Source organism: Bradyrhizobium betae (assembly GCF_050632175.1).
Taxonomy (GTDB): domain Bacteria; phylum Pseudomonadota; class Alphaproteobacteria; order Rhizobiales; family Xanthobacteraceae; genus Bradyrhizobium; species Bradyrhizobium betae_B.
The window spans coordinates 6,061,712-6,075,766 of sequence record NZ_CP192576.1; the positions used below are offsets into that span (position 1 = coordinate 6,061,712).

General features: G+C 64.4%; 16 protein-coding genes and 3 pseudogenes. 13 read left to right on the forward strand and 6 right to left on the reverse strand.

Annotated elements, in window-relative coordinates; all coding sequences use genetic code 11:
- On the forward strand, positions 1 to 840 hold the full coding sequence (gene kynA, locus ACQ86E_RS29075) for a tryptophan 2,3-dioxygenase (protein ID WP_431202903.1): 840 nt from the start codon (positions 1 to 3) through the stop codon (positions 838 to 840).
- Positions 841 to 847: 7 nt separating this feature from the next.
- Positions 848 to 2,050: a kynureninase gene (kynU, locus tag ACQ86E_RS29080; RefSeq protein ID WP_431202904.1), complete on the forward strand. Its 1,203-nt coding sequence runs from the start codon at positions 848 to 850 to the stop codon at positions 2,048 to 2,050.
- Positions 2,051 to 2,130: 80 nt separating this feature from the next.
- Here the strand turns inward: kynU and ACQ86E_RS29085 are convergent, their stop codons facing one another.
- Positions 2,131 to 2,919 (reverse strand): cobalamin-binding protein, encoded by a 789-nt coding sequence (locus ACQ86E_RS29085; protein WP_431202905.1) that lies wholly within the window; start codon positions 2,917 to 2,919, stop codon positions 2,131 to 2,133.
- A gap of 119 nt (positions 2,920 to 3,038) precedes the next feature.
- On the opposite strand from ACQ86E_RS29085, the gene ACQ86E_RS29090 reads away from it, so the two are divergent.
- Entirely contained in the window at positions 3,039 to 3,440 is a 402-nt protein-coding gene (locus tag ACQ86E_RS29090) for a PaaI family thioesterase (protein ID WP_431202906.1), read from the forward strand.
- Between the two features lie 151 nt (positions 3,441 to 3,591).
- A pseudogene (locus ACQ86E_RS29095) lies at positions 3,592 to 4,204 on the forward strand (GNAT family N-acetyltransferase).
- A gap of 81 nt (positions 4,205 to 4,285) precedes the next feature.
- Here ACQ86E_RS29095 and ACQ86E_RS29100 read toward each other — a convergent pair.
- The 3 genes from ACQ86E_RS29100 to ACQ86E_RS29110 form a co-directional block, all read right to left on the reverse strand.
- Positions 4,286 to 4,591 carry a hypothetical protein gene (locus ACQ86E_RS29100; protein WP_298880448.1) on the reverse strand — a complete coding sequence of 102 codons (306 nt, stop codon included), beginning with the start codon at positions 4,589 to 4,591 and terminating at the stop codon, positions 4,286 to 4,288.
- 95 nt (positions 4,592 to 4,686) lie between these two features.
- A complete protein-coding gene (locus ACQ86E_RS29105; protein WP_431202907.1) occupies positions 4,687 to 5,373 on the reverse strand; it encodes a DUF2161 domain-containing phosphodiesterase in 687 nt (228 codons plus the stop codon).
- Between the two features lie 98 nt (positions 5,374 to 5,471).
- Entirely contained in the window at positions 5,472 to 6,152 is a 681-nt protein-coding gene (locus ACQ86E_RS29110; RefSeq protein WP_431202908.1) for an SDR family oxidoreductase, read from the reverse strand.
- Positions 6,153 to 6,268: 116 nt separating this feature from the next.
- Here ACQ86E_RS29110 and ACQ86E_RS29115 point away from each other — a divergent pair, with 116 nt between their 5' ends.
- A complete protein-coding gene (locus ACQ86E_RS29115) occupies positions 6,269 to 7,009 on the forward strand; it encodes an SGNH/GDSL hydrolase family protein (RefSeq protein WP_431202909.1) in 741 nt (246 codons plus the stop codon).
- Here ACQ86E_RS29115 and ACQ86E_RS29120 read toward each other — a convergent pair.
- Positions 7,010 to 7,769 (reverse strand): annotated as a pseudogene (locus ACQ86E_RS29120) (tyrosine-protein phosphatase).
- 73 nt (positions 7,770 to 7,842) lie between these two features.
- On the opposite strand from ACQ86E_RS29120, the gene ACQ86E_RS29125 reads away from it, so the two are divergent.
- Positions 7,843 to 8,169, forward strand: a complete 327-nt coding sequence (locus ACQ86E_RS29125; protein ID WP_431202910.1) for an MliC family protein — start codon at positions 7,843 to 7,845, stop codon at positions 8,167 to 8,169.
- A gap of 111 nt (positions 8,170 to 8,280) precedes the next feature.
- On the opposite strand, the gene ACQ86E_RS29130 is transcribed toward ACQ86E_RS29125, so the two are convergent.
- On the reverse strand, positions 8,281 to 8,484 hold the full coding sequence (locus ACQ86E_RS29130) for a DUF2735 domain-containing protein (protein ID WP_015686569.1): 204 nt from the start codon (positions 8,482 to 8,484) through the stop codon (positions 8,281 to 8,283).
- 27 nt (positions 8,485 to 8,511) lie between these two features.
- Between ACQ86E_RS29130 and ACQ86E_RS29135 the strand changes: the two genes are divergently transcribed.
- The 7 genes and pseudogenes from ACQ86E_RS29135 (at position 8,512) to ACQ86E_RS29165 (ending at position 14,043) form a co-directional block, all read left to right on the forward strand.
- Positions 8,512 to 8,931 (forward strand): hypothetical protein, encoded by a 420-nt coding sequence (locus tag ACQ86E_RS29135; RefSeq protein ID WP_431202911.1) that lies wholly within the window; start codon positions 8,512 to 8,514, stop codon positions 8,929 to 8,931.
- 93 nt (positions 8,932 to 9,024) lie between these two features.
- The gene (locus ACQ86E_RS29140; RefSeq protein WP_431202912.1) at positions 9,025 to 10,059 is read left to right on the forward strand and encodes a glutamine synthetase beta-grasp domain-containing protein; all 1,035 of its coding nucleotides are present in this window, start codon (positions 9,025 to 9,027) and stop codon (positions 10,057 to 10,059) included.
- Between the two features lie 199 nt (positions 10,060 to 10,258).
- Positions 10,259 to 10,960, forward strand: coding sequence for a GrlR family regulatory protein (locus tag ACQ86E_RS29145; protein ID WP_431202913.1), 702 nt, complete (start codon positions 10,259 to 10,261; stop codon positions 10,958 to 10,960).
- Positions 10,961 to 10,978: 18 nt separating this feature from the next.
- Entirely contained in the window at positions 10,979 to 11,662 is a 684-nt protein-coding gene (locus tag ACQ86E_RS29150) for a substrate-binding domain-containing protein (RefSeq protein WP_431202914.1), read from the forward strand.
- A 32-nt stretch (positions 11,663 to 11,694) separates the two neighbouring features.
- Positions 11,695 to 12,517 (forward strand): annotated as a pseudogene (locus tag ACQ86E_RS29155) (tetratricopeptide repeat protein).
- Between the two features lie 112 nt (positions 12,518 to 12,629).
- Positions 12,630 to 13,097 carry a hypothetical protein gene (locus tag ACQ86E_RS29160; protein ID WP_431202915.1) on the forward strand — a complete coding sequence of 156 codons (468 nt, stop codon included), beginning with the start codon at positions 12,630 to 12,632 and terminating at the stop codon, positions 13,095 to 13,097.
- A 238-nt stretch (positions 13,098 to 13,335) separates the two neighbouring features.
- Complete coding sequence (locus ACQ86E_RS29165; protein ID WP_431202916.1) at positions 13,336 to 14,043, forward strand: GrlR family regulatory protein; 708 nt, start codon at positions 13,336 to 13,338, stop codon at positions 14,041 to 14,043.
- The last annotated feature ends 12 nt before the right edge of the window (positions 14,044 to 14,055 follow it).

Sequence of the window (14,055 nt, forward strand, 5' to 3'; positions counted from 1 at the left end):
ATGACGTCCAGCGAGTACGATCCCACGAGCGAAGGCGCCCAGACCGATTTCGCCCGGCGGATGTCCTATGGCGATTATCTGGCGCTGGATGCGATCCTTGGCGCGCAGCATCCGCTGTCGGAAGCCCATGACGAGATGCTGTTCATCATCCAGCATCAGACGACAGAGCTGTGGATGCGGCTCGCCCTCCATGAGCTGACCGCCGCGCGCCGCGCGATCGCAAGGGACGAGGTCGCGCCGGCCATGAAGATGCTGGCGCGGATGTCGCGCATCTTCGAGCAGCTCAACGGCGCCTGGGACGTGCTGCGCACCATGACGCCGAGCGAATACACGCGCTTTCGCTCCCAGCTTGGCCAGTCCTCTGGCTTCCAGTCACGGCAATACCGGCTGATCGAATTCCTGCTCGGCAACCGCAACCATGCCATGCTCAAGCCGCACGCGCATGATGTGGAAACAACGAATCTGCTCGAAGCCGAACTCGCGACGCCGAGCCTTTACGATGAAGTGCTGCGGCTCGCCGACCGCAACGGGCTGAAGATGCCGGCGGCGGTGCTGGCACGCGACGTCCGCGAGACCCACAGCTTCAACGAAGGCGTGCTGCAGGCCTGGCGTCAGGTCTACGAGGCGCCGGAAACGCACTGGATGCTCTACGAGGTCGCCGAAAAGCTGGTCGACTTCGAGGACTACTTTCGCCGCTGGCGCTTCAACCACGTGACGACGGTCGAGCGTGTCATCGGTTTCAAGCGAGGCACCGGGGGCACCGGCGGCGTCAGCTATCTCAAGCGCATGCTGGAGGTCGAGCTGTTCCCGGAGCTCTGGCGTGTGCGTACCATTCTGTAGAGATGTCATGACCCGATATCGCGTCTACGACGACACCAAAGCCCTGTTCCATCTGCCTGACGGCGTGATCTACCTCGACGGCAATTCGCTTGGTGCGCTGCCGCTGGGCGTTGCCGAGCGCGTCGACCGCGTGATCACGACGGAGTGGGGCAACGAACTGATCCGCGCCTGGAACAGCGCAGGCTGGTATGCCCAGCCGCGCCATGTCGGCGATCGTATTGCGCGGCTGATCGGCGCGCAGGCCGGCTCCGTGATGGTCGGCGACACGCTATCGCTGAAGGTCTATCAGGCTCTTGCAGCCGCGCTCGACATGAATACCTCGCGCAAGGTCGTGCTATCCGACACCGGCAATTTCCCGACCGATCTCTACATGGCCGAAGGCCTGATCGCGACGCTCGGGCGCGGCCATCACTTGCGCCTGGTGGCGCCGGAGGAGATCGAGGCCGCATTGTCGGAGGAGGTCGCCGTCCTCTACATCACCGAGGTCGACTACCGCACTGGCCGGCGCCACGATATGGCGAAGCTGACGGCAAAAGCGCATGCGCTCGGCATCGTCACCGTCTGGGATCTCGCCCATTCCGCCGGCGCGCTGCCGGTCGATCTCGCCGGCTGCGGCGCCGATTTCGCGGCGGGCTGCACCTACAAATACATCAACGGCGGTCCCGGTGCGCCCGCCTTTCTCTACGTCGCGCCGCGTCACGCCGACACTGCGCGCGCAGCTCTGTCCGGCTGGATGGGGCACGAAAAGCCGTTTGCCTTCGAGCTTGGCTATGCGGCCGCGGGCGGCGTCGAGCGCATGCGGGTGGGCACGCCGCCTGTGTTGGCGATGGCCGCCCTGGAGGCCTCGCTCGATGTCTGGGATCGCGTCGACCTCGCGGAGGTCCGCGCGCGCTCGCTGGCGCTTGGCGATCTCCTCATCGGCGAAGTCGAGCGCCGCTGCCCGTCCCTGAAGCTCGTCACCCCGCGCACGCATGCGCAGCGCGGCTCGCAGGTCTCCTTCGCTTTCGCGGGCGGCTATGCTGCCATGCAGGCCCTGATCGCCCGCGGCGTCATCGGGGATTTCCGCGCGCCTGACATCATGCGGTTCGGGATCACGCCGCTCTACATTGGCGAGAGCGAGATCATGCGAGCCGCCGCGATCATCGAGGAAGTGATCACAGACGAGGTGTGGCGGCGGTCGGAATACCAGGTGGTGAACGCGGTGACGTGAGGAAGGTCTTGTGCCCCGGACGCGGCGCGCCGTCTCTTGGCGGTGCGCCGCAGAGCCGGGGCCCGAGAGCCGTGAAAAAGCTATGTGAGCTCGCCCCACAGCGCCGTCACGATCGCATCCAGCCCATCCGTCAGCGCCGCCGGTCCCGGTTGCAGGATGATCGGCGATTTGATCTCGACGATGCGATCATTACGCACGGCTGGAATTTCACTCCAGCCGTCGCGCGCGCGGATGCGGGCAGGCACGACCTTCTTGCCGCACCATGACGCAAGGATCACGTCGGGCGACGCTTCGCGCACCGCGTCCGCCGAAACGATGCGATCCTTTGCGGCCTGGCAATGGCGCAGGTCCGGAAACACATCCGCTCCGCCCGCGATCTCGATCAGCTCGGAGACCCAGCCGATGCCGGAGATCAGCGGGTCGTCCCATTCTTCGAAGTAGACTCTTGGCCGCGGTGAGGGGCGGCATGTTGCGGCTATCGCGGCAAGGCGCCGTTCGAGGCCGTGCGCGAGTTCCTCGGCGCGCGCGACGGCACCCACCAGCGCGCCGAGTGTTCGGATCATCGCCAAAATCCCGGCGCTGTCGCGCTGATTGAAGACGTGGACATCGACGCCGGCGCGGATGAGATCGGCGACGATACCAGCCTGGAGATCGGAGAACGCGAACACCAGGTCCGGTTCCAGTGCCAGGATCTTCGGCATGTCCGCCGAGACGAAGGCCGACACCCGCGGCTTCTCGCGCCGCACCTGCGGCGGACGAACGGCATAACCGGAGACGCCGACGATGCGATCCTGCTCGCCGAGCAGATAGAGCGTTTCGACCGTCTCTTCGGTCAGGCAGACGATGCGGCGGGGCGGGAAGTGGCGCATGGGAGGAGCATATGCGCAAATGAAGGCGCCGATGTCAGCATGGCGATTACCTCAGACGTCATTGCTTTGCCGCGCCAGGCAATTCACGCTGAGACAACAATGAATTGGGAGGAGATCCGATGACACCGCTCGAGAAACTTCAAGCGATGAAGATGCCATTCGCCGAGCTCAAGGGCGTCGAGTTCGTCGAGGCCGGGAGGGATCGCGTGGTGGCGCGAATGATGGTCCGCCCCGACCTCTGCACGCTCCACCACACCATTCACGGCGGCGCGGTGATGGCGCTCGCCGATTCTGTCGGCGCGGCGGCGACCGTGATCAACCTGCCGGAGGACGCCAAGGGCACGACCACTCTGGAAAGCAAGACCAACTTCATCGGCGGGGCCAAGGAGGGAACCACGGTTATCGCCACAGCGACCCCGGTCCACCGGGGCCGGCGGACCCAAGTCTGGACCACCCGGCTGGAAACCGAGGACGGCAAGCTCGTCGCAGTGGTCACCCAGACGCAGCTCGTCCTCGTATGACTACGGGACTTTGATTTTGTTAACGAATTAGTCGTTTGCGGTGCTCGAAACTTGGGCAGGTTCCCGTCTTGAAAAGTTTGTTGCGATGCACAATATTGGAGGCCTAGGGATTCTGAACGCCTCCTCGAGGGACACCAAGAGGAGTTTTGACTTGATATTAGAAGAGACCGTCCGCGCAACGCCCGTTCCTGGCTATGTACGGACCCTGAGCCAGCAGGAAGAATTGCCGCTCCTGCGCGATCACCTGCTGAGGCTCGATGCCGGAAGCCGGCATGACCGTTTCAACGGCTTTCTCGACAACAGTTTCATCGAGCGTTACGCCGCCCGCTGTGCCGAGGACGGCACCGTGATCGTGGCCTACATCGTCGATGGCGTGGTCCGCGGTGCGGCCGAGCTGCATCCGCCGGAGGGCGATCTCGCTGCCCGAGGTTGCCTTCAGCGTAGAGGCCTCGGCGCGCCGCCAGAACGTCGGAACCATCCTGTTCAGCCGGCTGATCGCGGAAGCGCGCTGGAAGGGCTACAAGCGCTTGCGCATCACCACGGGCGCAGAGAACCACGCGATGCGGGCGCTCGCCCGAAAGTTCGGGGCGCATCTTGCGTTCCGTCATGGCGAATCGACCGGCACGATCGATCTTGCCAAGACGCCGGAGGCCGAGCTCGCTGAACTCGCGGCCTCGCCATTTGCGGCCGGCCGCGCTCTGCTCAGCTTCAACTCGACATGCTGGAAGATCATCTCCAGCATGTACGGCAATCGCGCCGCCTGACGCATAGAGCTCTGGCAGGAATCGAAAAAGCGGACCGGCAAAACCGGTCCGCTTTCGTATTGGGATTAAGAGATTAAGGGCTCAGGTGCCGGTGCGCTTGTCGTTGCCGAAGCGGCGCACGACGCGGCGTTCGACCACCACCGAGCGCTGCGCGCCCTGTTCGCCGGCGATCACGCGCGTCGCGGTGATGCGGCTGTTGGTGCGGGCCTGCTTCTTGACCTCGGCCTGGACAATGTCGAGCGGCATACCCATCAGCGCTGCTGCGATCTCGGCCTGCTGCTCCTGGTCGTCGGTGATGCCGACGGCGGCGAAGATCGCCTCGTCCAGGGTCGGGGGATCGTGGCGCACGCGCCGCGTGCCATATTTGGTATTCCAGTCTGCGCTCATAACGGCCTCGTTTCGATGCCGGGATACCTAGTGCCGCCAATGTTGCATTGCAATATGAAATCGGTGTGGCATCTCAGCTATGCACCGGTCGGGTGTCAGGGCGCTGACACCACACCGGCATCGCGTTCGATCCGTTGTTGCGGCCAGCGCTTCAGTGCGGCGTGTCCGGCTTCCGTAAGCCCGTAGATTCCCCGGTCGGCGCGGGCGAACCATCCATACACATTGTTAAGCAAGATCTTGCCGGCGTCAGGGCAACGCTCGCGCAATTCGCGCACGCGCCGCGGGCCTCCCGCAAGCTCCGAGGCGCAGGCCAATGCCTGCTGCCGATAAGCGGTCATGATCGGCGCGCGCGTGCTGCCGCCGAGCACGGGATCGCCCTGGCGGCGCTGATGCTCGGCAACGAGGCGCGAGCGAACCTTCGGCTCGCGGCGCGGTGCCGCCGTCGGCGGCTTCACCAGCACCTCGACCTGGCCGCGGTCGGTCACCCCGAGCATACCGAAGCCGAGCCGGCGGCAGAGATTGCGATAGCGCGCATCGCTCTCGCGTCCCTTGCCGCGGATCGACATCCTTGCGGCGATCCAGACCTCGTCGCCGGCTGGCGCGCGATCGACCGCTTGCAGAATGAGCTCGAGATTGAAGGCGAGCTTGAGCTCGCCGATCACCACGACCGGCGGATCGCCCGCACTGAGGCCCACGAGATCGCAGCCGCCGATCTCGCCCTTGACCGTGAAGCCGAGCTCTTCGAGGAAGCGTTTGACGGGCAGATAGAGCGTGGTTTCCACGGCGTGTCCGATCGGAGAATCAGTTGCGGACAGTCTAGAGCGTTCCCGGCTTCGATTGAATCAGAGCCGATAGACCGGACCCTCCGATCTGAATGCGGCTACACCCGCCCGCTCACGGGGATCAGCGCGCCGGTGATACCGCTCGCAGCGTCGCTGACGAGGAACAGGATCACCTCGGCGAGTTCCACCGGCGTCACCCATTTGGAAAAATCCGCGTTCGGCATATCCGTGCGGTTGGCTTTGGTGTCGATGATCGACGGCAGCACCGCATTCACCGTGATTTTGCCTTTCCACTCGCTCGCCAGAGCCTCGGTGAGGCGATGCACGCCGGCTTTGGACGCCGCATACGGGCCCATCCCGGAGCCGGCCTGAAGCGCGCCCATCGCGCCGATATTGACGATGCGGCCGGACCTGGATGCGGCGAGATGCGGCAGGGCGGCGTGCGAGGCGTTGAGGGCGGTCAGCACGTTGAGCGCATGCATGCGTTGCCACGTCTTGATGTCGCCGTCGCCGACGGTCTCGAAGGCGAAGCCGCCGGCAATGTTGATCAGCGCGTCGATCCGGCCGAAATGCTTTGCGGCCGCCTCGATCGCTGTCGTCGCCTGTGCCGCGTCGGACAGATCGACGCCGCCGATCTCGATGCGCTCAGGCGTTGCCGGGAGTTGCGAGGGTGCATGATCGATGCAGGCTATACGCGCGCCGCGTGACTGCGCGGTTTCGGCAACGACCTTGCCAAGCGCGCCGAGCGCGCCGGTGATGACGATAACTTTTCCCTGCACGAGGCTCTCCGTCGTTCAACTCGCCCGGACTATTCCCGGTCCGAATTGGACTTGCAATGGCGGCGGCTTCAAGGCTGAATGATCGCTGCAATTTTAGATGGCAGGAGGCGGTTGATATGTCGGACAACCCGCCGGCGGTAGATTTTCCCCAAGGCATCATCAAGCTCGAACACCCCCTGCAAAACTTCTTTGACGCGTTGCGCGGAAAGGACTCGGTTCGCATCGTGGCCATGGGATCGTCCTCGACGGCCGGACGCGAGGACGTCGTTCCATACCCCTATCGGCTCGAGATGTATCTCAGGCAGAACTATGGGCCGCATTTAGTGGACATCCGGATCGAGGTTGCCAATCGCGGCAGGGGAGGCGAGGAGGCGCCGCAGGAACTCGATCGTTTCAAGGGCGACATTTTCGATGAGAAACCTTCGCTCGTGCTTTGGCAGGTCGGCACCAATGCGGTTTTCCGCAAGAAGGAGTTCGACTTCGAACGGGTGATCGACGCGATCGCCGAAGGGGTCCGCCGATTGTCCGAGCATCCGATCGATGTCGTGTTGATCGACCCGCAATATGTGACCGCCATGCTCCGCGACGATAACCCGGACTTGGCAGAAGAGATGGTCTCCGGGATCCGCAAGATAGCAAACGATGCCGAGGTGAACTTATTCAAGCGCTGGGCCTTGATGCGGCATTGGCATGTGCAGAACGGGGTGTCATTCGACCAATTGCTCGATCCCACCGATCGGCCCGACATGCTGCATCAGAGCGACTGGAGTACACAGCAGGTTTCGAAGGCCCTGTGTCGTTCGATCACCGATGCGACCTTGGCGGCAAGCTGGTTGCCGGCCGAGTGGAAATCCTGATCACGCCTGCAGATATCGCTCTTTCAGTGCGGTCCTCTCGGTCGCGCCGAGCTTGAGCCCGTCGTGCAAATAGGTTTCGAGATCGCCATATTCCTGGTCGACGGCTTCGAAGGCCGCCGCGAGATACGAAGCCTCGACGTTCCCGATGGCATTGCGCACATCGTCCGGCAGATCGGTGGCGGCCGTCGCATCGCGCTTGTAGTACCGGTTGGTCAGCAGATAGTCCTCGGCAATGACGTCATCGGGCACGCCCAGCGCATGCAGGATCAGCGCGCTGGCAAAGCCGGTACGGTCCTTGCCGGCGGTGCAGTGGATCACGAGCGGGGCACGATCTTCCAGAAGATGACCGAACAGGTTGCGAAAGCTGGGCGTGTTGTGGCGGACATAGTTGCGATAGGACTCACGCATGAGCTCGAGCCGCCACAGGCGCGGTCAGCGCGCCCCTGGCGAGCTCGGCGCGCAGTGCGGCCACCACCGTGGGCTCGATCGGCAACGAGTGCACGGTGATCTCGTTCACGACGCAGACTCCGGCCGCGCGCTCCTCGACGCCGCGAAAGTCGAATGCGCTTTTGACGCCGAGCGCACGGACAATCTCGATGTCGGCGGCGGTGAGTTGGCCGAGATGGTTGGAGCGGAAAATGTGCCGCCAGCGCGTGGTGCGGCCGTCGTTCGTGGCGTAGCCGCCGAGGTCGCGAAAATTGCTGGCGCCTTGCAGGCTGAGATGGCGGGCAGGGGAGTCCTTTAAGGAAAATTCTTGCATGGGTTCAGCTTGGGCTATGTTTCCACCGGACGCGCTTGATAGGCGTCCTTGAGTTCTATTACAGGGGGCGATCATGGGCCGGCACAAGGCCATTCTTTTGGCGATCACCATGCTTGCGGGCGGAATTCTCAGTACGCCCCAGGCGGACGCGCAGACGTTCCGGACCTACCGTTGCGCTGATGGTACGCAGTTCATCGTCGGATTTTATGACGACGACAAGCGCGCCTTCGTCCAGATCGACGGCGAGCCGGCGACGCTCGCCAAGCGGCTGACGGTCTCGGGCGCGCGCTATTCGGGGTCTGGGATCACGTTGAGAATCCCCAACAGCGGGGCGACCACGGTCAAGCATCTCAAGCGACCGATGACGGTCTGCGCGGTGATCGAGAAGGCCGGGCTCTAGGCGGGAGGGTTGCAAGAATCAAAAAGGGTCGAAACCTCGTTGTTTCGACCCTTTTTCAAACTGCCGCCGGGCGCTTGCGAGAGCGCGGCGGTATCTTACCAAACACTGGCATTAGCGTTCCCATTTGGGCTTGGCTTCATCAACCGCGTCCTGATGGTACCAGCTGTCGCTGCAGATCGAGACGTTCGCGGGAAGCGAAGCGTGATCGGCGGGGAAGCGGGGATCGCCATAGCGGTGTCCGGCGAGAGCCGCGCGGCCCCCGACGGGGAATTGATAGATCTTCGCAGATCCGTGACTCAGTCCGTTGTTCATCATTTCAATTTGCTCCCGGGTCGAAGCGCCTTGGCCTCCATGGTGCGCCCGACTCGTTCGATTGTGGTTACTGGAATCCCCATATCGGCCGCACATCCCGGATTGGAAAGTGCTGAAAAGGAAATCAGTTTCAGCTTATTTCGTAGGCAGTTCGCCTTCTGCATCCGCCAAGGCAGCCGATCGGTGACCAACGCTTGGGCCATTCCAAAGGTTGCTGAGCACGGCCCGAGACTTCGCGAAAATTGCTGGACGTTGATGCGCGATTCATCGGCAACCTCCAGCACCGGCCCGGGTGCTGCGGAATCAGGCGTTTTCCTCAGGGTTTTTGCAGTGCAGCTTCACGCAACGGTGCGCGGCTATGACGCACGCCAGTCTGGACGGATTGCCTCCTCCGGGGACATCCCGGGCGCCGTCGAAAACCCAGCGCGCTGCGGCCTTTTGGCACGTTAAATGCTTGTAAAGGGCCGGCCGATGTTGGCCGGGTAAACAATCGTGCGGGGGCCCCCGGGCCCCCACCTTTCGCATCATCTACAGAGAGGCTCAATGACCAAGTATAAGCTCGAGTACATCTGGCTCGACGGATATACGCCGACTCCGAACTTGCGCGGCAAAACCCAGATCAAGGAATTCGCGTCGTTCCCGACGCTCGAGCAGCTTCCGCTCTGGGGCTTCGATGGCTCCTCCACCCAGCAGGCCGAAGGCCACAGCTCCGATTGCGTGCTGAAGCCGGTCGCCGTCTTCCCGGACGCCGCGCGCACCAACGGCGTGCTCGTGATGTGCGAAGTCATGATGCCCGATGGCAAGACTCCGCACTCGACCAACAAGCGCGCCACCATTCTCGACGACGCCGGCGCCTGGTTCGGCTTCGAGCAGGAATACTTCTTCTACAAGGACGGCCGTCCGCTCGGCTTCCCGGTCTCCGGCTATCCGGCGCCGCAGGGCCCGTACTACACCGGCGTCGGCTTCTCGAACGTCGGCGACGTCGCCCGCAAGATCGTCGAAGAGCATCTCGACCTCCGCCTGGCCGCCGGCATCAACCATGAAGGCATCAACGCGGAAGTCGCGAAGGGCCAGTGGGAATTCCAGATCTTCGGCAAGGGCTCCAAGAAGGCCGCTGACGAAATGTGGATGGCCCGCTACCTGATGCTGCGCCTGACCGAGAAGTACGGCATCGACATCGAGTTCCATTGCAAGCCGCTCGGCGACACCGACTGGAACGGCTCCGGCATGCACGCCAACTTCTCGACCGAATACATGCGTACGGTCGGCGGCAAGGAGTACTTCGAGGCGCTGATGGCGGCCTTCGACAAGAACCTGATGGACCACATCGCCGTCTACGGCCCGGACAACGACAAGCGTCTGACCGGCAAGCACGAGACTGCGCCGTGGAACAAGTTCAGCTACGGCATCGCCGATCGCGGCGCCTCGATCCGCGTTCCGCACTCCTTCGTCAACAACGGGTACAAGGGCTATCTGGAAGACCGCCGTCCGAACTCGCAGGGCGACCCATACCAGATCGCCTCGCAGATCCTGAAGACGATCGCGTCCGTCCCGGCCGACAAGAAGGCGGCCGCCTAAGATCCTCCCGGCCCGGGCTGGGGGGCTGGCCCGGGTTGGCTCTCGATCCGCCGGAGCGACAAGCTCCGGCGGATTTTTTGCGTTCTTATGACAGTCGTTGTTGTGGGTCTGCCGGCGATGCCGGCTTGACGTCTGTCCATCGCCGCCCAAACCGGGATAGAGTATTCTCCGGATGCGCGCGGGGCCAGGGACACGGCTGGTGTTTGAAGGCTTCTACAAGGTCAGGTTTCAGCTCGGCGACGCGGTCGGCCGGAGCGTGATGCACGCCGGCAACGGCACGATGCTCGGCGGCAATTCGGCGTTCGCCCATATCGGCAGCTACGAGAAGACCGAAGGCGGCGTCGATATCGTCATCAAGACCGTCCGCCACAATCCCGACCCGGCCTATCGCGCGATGGCCGGCACCGACGATGCCACGTTGATGGCGAAGGGCCGGGCCGACGGCGATCTCTATCATTTCAAGGGCGAGCTCAAGGAGCTGCCCGGCGTTCCCTTCCAGTCGCTGATGACGCCGATCACGGAGGACGAGGTGCCGATCGCCGGCGGCGTCGGCGAGGCCGGCATTGCCGACGGCCTCTATTCGATCCATCTGCGCATGCTCGATGGCGTCGATGGCGGCCTCACCGGCGTGATGCTGCTCAACGGGGGCCGCATTCTTGGCGGTGATGCCTCGTTCTACTATCTCGGCAGCTACACCGCCGCCCACGGGCGCTGGAAGGGCCAGATCCTCAACCAGGAGCATACGCCGGCCAAGGACGATCCGATCTTCGGCGGCCACGAGGTTGGCATCGGCTTCTCCGGCAGCTACGACGCCGAGCTGGCCGTGATGGAGGCAACCGCGCTGGCCGGCAAGCGCAGCCTGCGCCTCACCGCCGCGCTCAGGCTGATGCACCGCGCCTGATCGCGACAGGAAATGACCATGGAAAAAATTCGCATGCTCTCGACGCTCGGCCTGATGGGCGCGATGCGCAGCCTGTCCTCCGCCTTCGAGAGCGCGACAGGCATTCATGTCGATGCCGACTTCGCGCCGACGCTGGCGCTGCTCAAGCGGCTGCGTGACGGCGAGGCCGCCGATCTCGTGATCCTCACGCGCGAGGGACTCGACGAGATGATCGGCGAGGGCCGCGTGGTCGCGGGCAGCGCGGCTGATCTGGCGCGCTCCTTCGTCGGCATCGCCGTGCGGGCGGGGCAGGCGCATCCCGATATCTCGACCGAAGCCATGCTGCGCAAGGCGCTGCTCGCGGCGCGGTCCGTCGCCTATTCGCGGCTGGGCGCGAGCGGGGTGTATTTCGCCCAGTTGATCCAGCGCTGGGGCATCGCGGCGGAGATCAACGCCGCCGCCACCATCGTGCAGCAGGGCTTCACGGCCGAGCGGCTCGTCAGCGGTGAGGCCGACCTCGCCGTGCAGCAGATCAGCGAGCTGAAGCAGGTCGAGGGCATCGAGGTGGTCGGGCCGATCCCGCACGATCTGCAGACCTCGGCCGTGTTCTCCGCCGGCCTCATGGCGAACGCGAAACATGCCGAAGCCGCCGACCGGCTGCTGCGCTATCTGGCTTCGCCCGAAGTCGTTCCGGTTCTGCGCCAATCGGGACTCGAGCCTTGAATTTGCCGATGCGCGGACGCAACGTGGTGCCCATGCGGACTTATCTCCTTGCCATCCACTTCGCGCTTGCCGCGCCGCTGGCGGCGCAGGCGCAATCGGCCGACCTCGTGCTGTGCGACCGCCTCGCGGCCGATCCCAGCGATCCCGACAAGCCGGCCGATGTGAGGGGCGTGGCGGAACTCGCCGCCTCCGACGTCGCGACAGCGATCAAGTTCTGCAGGCAGGCGGCATCGTCGTCGCGGCGGGCGATGTTCGCGCTCGGCCGCGCCTATGCGGCCAACCGGCAGACCGGCGAGGCGATCGCCGCCTGGCGCAAGGCCGCCGACAAGGGCTCGAGCCGCCGCGATGGTCGAGCTTGGCGTCGCCTACGGAACGGGCGCGGGCGTCGCCAGGGACGAGGCGCAGGCGCGAAAACTGTTTGAGAAGGCGGCGCAATCAGGCAACCCCCGCGGCGTCAGCAATCTGGCCGCGCTCGGCGGCACCGGCGGCGGTGCGCCCGCCGATCCCGCGCAGGCGCGCGCCTTGCTCGGCCGAGCCGCCGAGACCAACGCCGAGGCGCAGTATCAGCTCGGCCTGATGCTTGCCAACGGCACCGGCGGCCAGCAGGACGATGTCGCGGCGCGCGCGCTGTTCGAGAAGGCGGCCGCGCAAAACCATCCCGGCGCGCTGGAGCGGATGGGCGCCTTCGCGCAGGACGGCCGCGGCGGACCAAAGGACAAGGATGCCGCCAAGGCCTATTACGAGCGCGCTGCCGCGCTCGGCGACGACGACGCCAAGAAGGCGCTGGAGCGTATTCGCTGTCCCTATGCCATCAAGGACAAGGCGGGCAAGCTCGTCACCACGCTGTGCTTCTAGCTCACCTCATGTGACAACCGTTTGCGTCGGCGAGGCCGACGCGGCTTGATCGAGCGCAAGGCCGCCGGGCCGTGCAGGCCTACATTCCCTTGAACGGGAATGGAGACTTGCAATGAAGCTTCGAGGTTGGATGCTGGCGCTGGCCGCTTGGGGAGCGGCAACCGCCGTGGCGGCGCAGGATCTGAAGACGCCTTCCTCGGACCAGTACGTGCCGCGCCTCGGCGACATCATGGGCGCCGCGCAGACGCGTCACCAGAAGCTCTGGATGGCCGGCAAGGCGCAGAACTGGGAGCTGGCCGCCTTCGAGCTGCGCCAGCTCAAGGCGAACTTGGTCGAGGCCGCCGTGTTCTATTCCGGCATTCCGATCGGCAATGTCGCGACGCTCGAGCCGGCGCTGCAATCGCTCTCCGACGCGATCGACGCGAAGGACGGTCGCAAATTCGCAAAGGGCCTCGGTGAGCTGACCGATGGCTGCAACGCCTGCCACCGGTCGTTGCAGCGCAGCTTCGTCGTCATCAAGGTCCCCGGTGAGCAGCTTCCGTTCGCCAACCAGCAGTTTGCGCCCGCCGGCAAGCCGTAATGACCGCGAGAAAATGACAAGACCGAAAACAACCCCATGCACAGTAGCCAAGCCCTTGAATTCGCTTGATTCGCATTTTTCGAAATGTCGATTGACCCGTCGGGCAAAACAGGCGCATGATGGCATCATGTCCGGGTGCGGTTTCGCGAATGGCCCTGCGCGGAAAAGCCGGATGGCCTTGGTGCGGCGAGGGTGCTAGGTAGCCCGCAATTCCCTCGGATATTGCGGGTCGACTGCGTTGCTGGACGGGCTCTACAAGGTTGAATACGGAATCCACGACGCGTTCGGTCGCAGCATCATGTGCCTGCACGACGGCAAGATGCTCGGCGGCAATTCGGCGTTCGCCCATCTTGGTACGTATCAGGAGCGCGGCGACGGCGAGATCGTCGCCGAGGTGATCACCGAACGGCATAACGACGATCCCAACTACAAGCCGCTGATGGGCGCCGATGTTGCCACGATCGGCGCACGCGGCCGACTGATCGGCGACCAGATCCGCCTCGAGGGCAGCGCGGACACCATGCCGGGCGGCCATTTCTGGGCGATCCTCACCCGGCTCGACGACGGGGCTCTGCCGCCGCGCGGCACGATCGGGCAGGGCGGCATTGTCGACGGGCTCTACGGGATGAGCCTGCGCGCGCTCGACGGCGTCGAGGCCGGGCTGTCCGGCGTGATGCTGCTGATCGACGGCCGCATCCTCGGCGGCGATGCGTTCTTCTACTATCTCGGTTCCTATTCGTCGGCCGATGGCCGCTGGAAGGGCGAGATGCTCAACCAGGAGCATACGCCGGCGAGAGGCGAGAATCCCGTGTTCGGTGGCTACGAGGTCGGGATCGGTTTCTCCGGCACCTGCACCGCCGAGAGCGGCGAGATCGAAGGCATCGCGCTCGCAGGCAAGCGCAGCTTGCGGCTGGCTGCCTCGCTCAAGCTGATGCGGCGGGCTTAGGACGGTTGCGGT